A 5,084-nucleotide genomic window follows, 5' to 3' on the forward strand; every position below is an offset into this window, starting at 1 on the left:
AGTGTTTAAATTTGTCTGCTAAGGGTACTATATTTATAGCTAAAATGTATGCGAAATTAAAAAATATTATAAGGAGATTTTTATTATGGACAACAAAAAATTATTAGATATGCTTAATAAGCAATACAATTTTGAAGTAGAATCAGCTATTGTTTACAAAGGAATGTCACTATGGGCAGAAAAAGAAAACTGGCCAGGTGTTGCAAATTTCTTAGAACAACAAGCAATTGAAGAATTATTACACGCTGACAGAATAGAAAATTATCTATTTGCATTGGATTATGACATTAAAATTGAAGCTGTTCCTGCACCAAAGTCTGAATTCGAAAGTGTTTTAGAAATTTTCAAAGAAGCATTGGAACACGAAAAACAAGTTACAGCAAACTTCATGGAAATCATGAAAGAAGCTAAAGAATGCGGTGATATAAAAACTGAATCTCAAGTTTATTGGTTCATAGATGAACAAGTTGAAGAAGAAGCTAATTTTGTAGATCTAATCACAACATTAGAAAGAATAGACAATTCACCTGCAGCATTATTCCAATTTGATGCAGAACTTGCTAAGAGAAAAGTTGAAGTTCCAGGACTATAATTATAATTAAAACTTTAATCAAAAAAGAGGGGATTTAATTTCCCTTCTTTTTTATTACATATTAAAATAAGATGAAGAGGTGAGATATGAACCTTAATAAATTTAGCAAAATAAATAGAGTATATTTATCATATATTGCAGCCTTACTTATATTTGGGACAAATGGAATATTAGTTTCAAATATTTCTTTAGAGGGAAGCCAAATTGTTTTGATGCGTACATTAATTGGTGGTCTTTTTTTGACAGCTTTTGTACTGCTTAGAGGTGGATTTGACAAAGATAATCTTAGAAGAGAAAGCGTTCAAATTATTTTAGGTGGGGCAGCTTTAGGACTTAACTGGGTGATGTTATTTTCTGCTTATAGGATTTTAAATGTAAGTATCTCCACTTTGATTTATTATGCTGGTCCAATTCTTGTTTTATTATTTTCACCAGTTCTACTTAATGAAAGTTTAACTCAAAGAAAGATTATTTCAGTTATTATTGTAGCAGTTGGACTTATTTGTATAAGTGGTAGTGTAGTAACTAGCGGAATGAATTTAAAAGGATTAATTTTTGCAATATTATCAGCAATTTTTTATGCAATGCTCATTATTTTCAATAAAAAGATTTCATTAACCAGTGGCCTTCAAACAGCAGCTATTGAACTTGATATTGCATTTCTAGTCGTACTGATATATGTTTTAGTTACATCTACTCTTCCTAAGATTAACAGTAGTGATCTACCTTATATCGCAATAATAGGATTATTAAATACAGGTATTGCATATTTATTATATTTTTACGGAATTCAGAAACTATCAGGTCAATCAGTTGCACTGCTTAGCTACGTGGATCCTGTTTCAGCATTAATTTTTTCATCAATTTTTTTAAATGAGACAATGTCTTTTGTACAGATTATTGGTTCAATATTAATAATAGGTGGGGCTATTTATGGTGAAATCAAGATTAGCAAGAAATAAATTTAAGTGTTGTGTAAATTTATATAAAGGGTTAGAGATAAATTATGGATTTAAAAGAGATTTTAAAAAATAGATTTTATAAACATATGGAAAGACATCCAAATGTTTCTTGGGAAGATGTCTGTCAACTAATCACAGAAGATGATTGGAAAATTTTAAAGAATATAGAAGAAACTGGTGGAGAGCCAGATATTTTACTTGATAGATGCGGGAATCTATTATTTGCAGATTGTTGTAATGAAACACCTGATGATAGAAGAAGTGTTTGTTATGATGAAGAGGCAAGACTTTCTAGAAAAAAGAATGCACCTAATAAAAGTGCTGAGGGTATTGTAAATCAAATTGGAGCAAGTCTTATGGATGAGGAAATATATAAACTTCTCCAAGAAAGCGGAAGTTACGATGAAAAATCTCAAGTGTGGATAGCAACAGATAAAGGATTTAGGGATAAAGGAGACGCCTTATTTGCAAGTGTAAGGCATGGCCGTATTTTTATTTATTTTAATGGTGCGGGCTCTTATTATCGAAACCGAGGATTTAGATGTATGCTTAAATTAAATTAATATAAAAATTTATAAACTAATTCTGTTCTACATAGTGTGGAGAGAGTTAGTTTTTTATTTTAAAAATTAATCTATATTTAATAAAATTTATTAATTAAATTAGCGTGATAATAAAAAGTTTTTCAAGCAAAAAAAAATTATAAAAATTTTAAAAAATATTATTATAAATAAATATATTGGGTACAATATAGTTGTGAACAATATATTGAAATGAGGAATATAATGAAATTAGATTACCATGAAGAGATGAAACTTAAAAATCAGTTTTGTTTCCCTATATATGCAGCATCTAGACAAGTTACTCAGCTGTACACGCCTCTTTTAAAACCACTTGGACTTACTTATACTCAATATTTAGTATTCTTAGTTTTGTGGGAAGAGGATGGAATTACTGTTGGAGAGATTTGTAATAGACTTATGCTTGATAATGGAACTATTTCACCTGTACTTAAAAAAATTGAAACACTGGGATACATCGAAAGAAGGCGCAGTAAAAATGACGATCGAGTTGTAATCATTTATTTAACTGAAAAAGGTAAAGATTTGCAAGAAAAGGCAAAAGACATTCCAGAGAAAATGTTAAATTGTGTTAACTTGCCAAAAGATAAAGCTATTGAGTTGAGATCACTTTTGTACGAGCTCTTGGACAGCACAAGAAATAATAAATGAAGTACTGAAGTATAATTTATATTTTTAATGAAGGAGATAAAGATGAAAAATATTTATGATTTTACAGTAAAAGATAGAGAAGGAAAAGACGTAAGCTTAGAAGAATACAGTGGAAAAGTATTATTAATTGTAAATACAGCAACTGGTTGTGGATTCACACCACATTATGAACCACTAGAAGAAATGTATAAAGACTTAAAAGATAAAGGACTTGAAATTTTAGATTTTCCTTGCAATCAATTTGCAAATCAAGCGCCTGGAGATGCTGAAGAGATTCATACATTCTGCACATTAAATTTTGGAGCTGATTTTCCACAATTTGCTAAAATTGACGTCAATGGTGAAAATGCAGAACCACTTTTTGAATATCTTGCAAAAGAAAAACCATTTGAAGGTTTTGGAAAGGGAATAAAAAACTTAGCATTAGACAAATTCGCAAAGAAAAATAATAAGGAATTTGGTGACAAGGCTTATATTAAATGGAATTTCACAAAATTCTTAGTTGATCGCGATGGAAAAGTTATAGCTCGTTTTGAGCCAACTGTTGATATGAAAGAAGTTAGAGAAGCAGTAGAAGCTGCGTTATAATAAGGAGAATGAAATGAAAGTAGCAATTAGATATTATACAAAGGGTGGAAATACAAAGAAACTTGCAGAAGCAATGGGTAAAGCTATAAATGTAGAAGCACTACCAATAACTGAAGATATTAAAGAGCCAATAGATATTCTTTTTCTAGGAAATTCCTACTATAATTTCGGAATAGACCCAGAAGTTAAAAAGTATGTTAGTTCCCTTGATAGTAATAAAGTTGGCAGAATTGTAAATTTTGGATCAGCTGCTATGCTTAATTCCACTTGGAAAAAAGTAAAAAAAGAAGCCGATAAAGTTGGAATAAAAATGGATGAAAGAGAATTTCATTGTAAGGGAGAATTTAAAAATTTACACAAGGGAAAACCTGATGAAGAAGATTTAGAGGCTGCTGCTAACTTTGCAAAGAGTATTGTTAAAGACAATAAATAATTATTTATTAATAAATCCTCAAAAATAAATAAATGTTTAAAAGCGATTAGACAAATTCATCTAATCGCTTTTGTTGTGCAACTAATCATTACTATTGCCTGATTTTAGTGTATAATGTACAAGTAGTAAAAGTTTATTTTACATATTTAAAATATATTAAGGAGACGAAATGAAGAATATTTCACGAGATGTATTAAATAAATTAAATGTTAAATTTGTAATTTTAGGTTCTGATGAAAATGCTTATGGAGTTTCAAGATTGCTCGACGATAATTATGGACTTAAGCCTATGATTTTTTGTCAACAAACTCTTCCAGCCACAGATAATTCTAAGATTTTAGATAGAACTGTTGTAGAAAATCTTTCAGACAATGAAGTGTTTCTAAAGACATTAATTGATTATGCCAATGCACACAAAGATTCAACTATGGTTGTTATACCATGTGGCGACGAATATTCTCAGCTTCTAAGTGAAAATAAAGAGGTTCTAGATAAATATTATAAATTCAACACGCCTTCACCAGAATTAAATTCAAAACTTGAAAACAAAATAGATTTTTATGAAACATGCGAAAAAATTGGAATCCCATATCCAAAATATCACATAATAAATTCACCTAAAGATGTTGATGCCGTTGATTTGAGCTATCCCTTAATACTTAAACCAAATGATTCAATTAGCTATGTAAAAATATCATTCCCGGGAAAATATAAAGTATATACAATTTACGACAAGGAAGAACTAAACTCTGTTGTAAAAACTATATACGATAATAAATATGAAGGTTCAATGCTTGCTCAGGAATATGTGCTTGGAGATGCATCTAATCAAGCCTCTTTAAATGCTTATTGTGACAAGAATGGAAAAGTTAGAATGATGGTTTATGGACAAATTCTTTTAGCAGATCCACTTCCACTAAGAATCGGAAATAACGACGCAATCTACACTAAATATATGCCAGAAATTTTTGATTTTTATAAAGAGAAATTAGAAGAATTAAAATACACTGGTTTTTCAAATATTGATCTTAAATATGATGCTAAAGATGATACATTTAAAGCTTTTGAAATGAACTTGAGACTTCCTCAGTCACATTATTTTATGGCAGCAGGTGGAGTTAATGTTTTAGATTTTTATTTGAGAGATGTACTAGACCTAGGTTTTGAAGAAGAAGTATATTATCACAAAGATACTAAGAAAATTTGGATGAACGCTCATCCTAAACTTTTAAAAGAATATACTGATCCAAAACACCATGAAATAATTGATAAATTAT

At 29.5% G+C, this 5,084-nt stretch carries 7 protein-coding genes; all 7 read left to right on the plus strand.

Translation table 11 applies throughout. The features are described from left to right. Positions 1-85: 85 nt before the first annotated feature. Entirely contained in the window at positions 86-592 is a 507-nt protein-coding gene (locus ACOX6R_RS07135; protein WP_433448707.1) for a ferritin, read from the plus strand. 86 nt (positions 593-678) lie between these two features. Further along, positions 679-1,554: a DMT family transporter gene (locus ACOX6R_RS07140; protein WP_433448709.1), complete on the plus strand. Its 876-nt coding sequence runs from the start codon at positions 679-681 to the stop codon at positions 1,552-1,554. A gap of 44 nt (positions 1,555-1,598) precedes the next feature. Beyond that, complete coding sequence (locus tag ACOX6R_RS07145) at positions 1,599-2,117, plus strand: DUF4256 domain-containing protein (protein ID WP_433448711.1); 519 nt, start codon at positions 1,599-1,601, stop codon at positions 2,115-2,117. 222 nt (positions 2,118-2,339) lie between these two features. Further along, a complete protein-coding gene (locus tag ACOX6R_RS07150) occupies positions 2,340-2,786 on the plus strand; it encodes a MarR family winged helix-turn-helix transcriptional regulator (RefSeq protein ID WP_433448713.1) in 447 nt (148 codons plus the stop codon). A 42-nt stretch (positions 2,787-2,828) separates the two neighbouring features. Next, entirely contained in the window at positions 2,829-3,374 is a 546-nt protein-coding gene (locus ACOX6R_RS07155; RefSeq protein WP_433448715.1) for a glutathione peroxidase, read from the plus strand. A 13-nt stretch (positions 3,375-3,387) separates the two neighbouring features. After that, entirely contained in the window at positions 3,388-3,807 is a 420-nt protein-coding gene (locus tag ACOX6R_RS07160) for a flavodoxin family protein (RefSeq protein WP_433448717.1), read from the plus strand. A 169-nt stretch (positions 3,808-3,976) separates the two neighbouring features. Next, positions 3,977-5,084 (plus strand): carboxylate--amine ligase (locus ACOX6R_RS07165; protein WP_433448719.1); only part of this gene is annotated, 1,108 nt, incomplete at its 3' end.

The sequence above is a fragment of the Peptoniphilus sp. genome (genome assembly GCF_050943655.1).
In the GTDB taxonomy this organism is placed as follows: Bacteria; Bacillota; Clostridia; order Tissierellales; family Peptoniphilaceae; genus Peptoniphilus_A.

What these genes read in the sequence shown, in the direction of transcription:
- ACOX6R_RS07140 (WP_433448709.1), top strand. Translation starts at nt 679, where the DNA reads ATGAACCTTAATAAATTTAGCAAAATAAATAGAGTATATTTATCATAT.
- ACOX6R_RS07160 (WP_433448717.1), top strand. Translation starts at nt 3,388, where the DNA reads ATGAAAGTAGCAATTAGATATTATACAAAGGGTGGAAATACAAAGAAA.
- ACOX6R_RS07155 (WP_433448715.1), top strand. Translation starts at nt 2,829, where the DNA reads ATGAAAAATATTTATGATTTTACAGTAAAAGATAGAGAAGGAAAAGAC.
- ACOX6R_RS07135 (WP_433448707.1), top strand. Translation starts at nt 86, where the DNA reads ATGGACAACAAAAAATTATTAGATATGCTTAATAAGCAATACAATTTT.
- ACOX6R_RS07145 (WP_433448711.1), top strand. Translation starts at nt 1,599, where the DNA reads ATGGATTTAAAAGAGATTTTAAAAAATAGATTTTATAAACATATGGAA.
- ACOX6R_RS07150 (WP_433448713.1), top strand. Translation starts at nt 2,340, where the DNA reads ATGAAATTAGATTACCATGAAGAGATGAAACTTAAAAATCAGTTTTGT.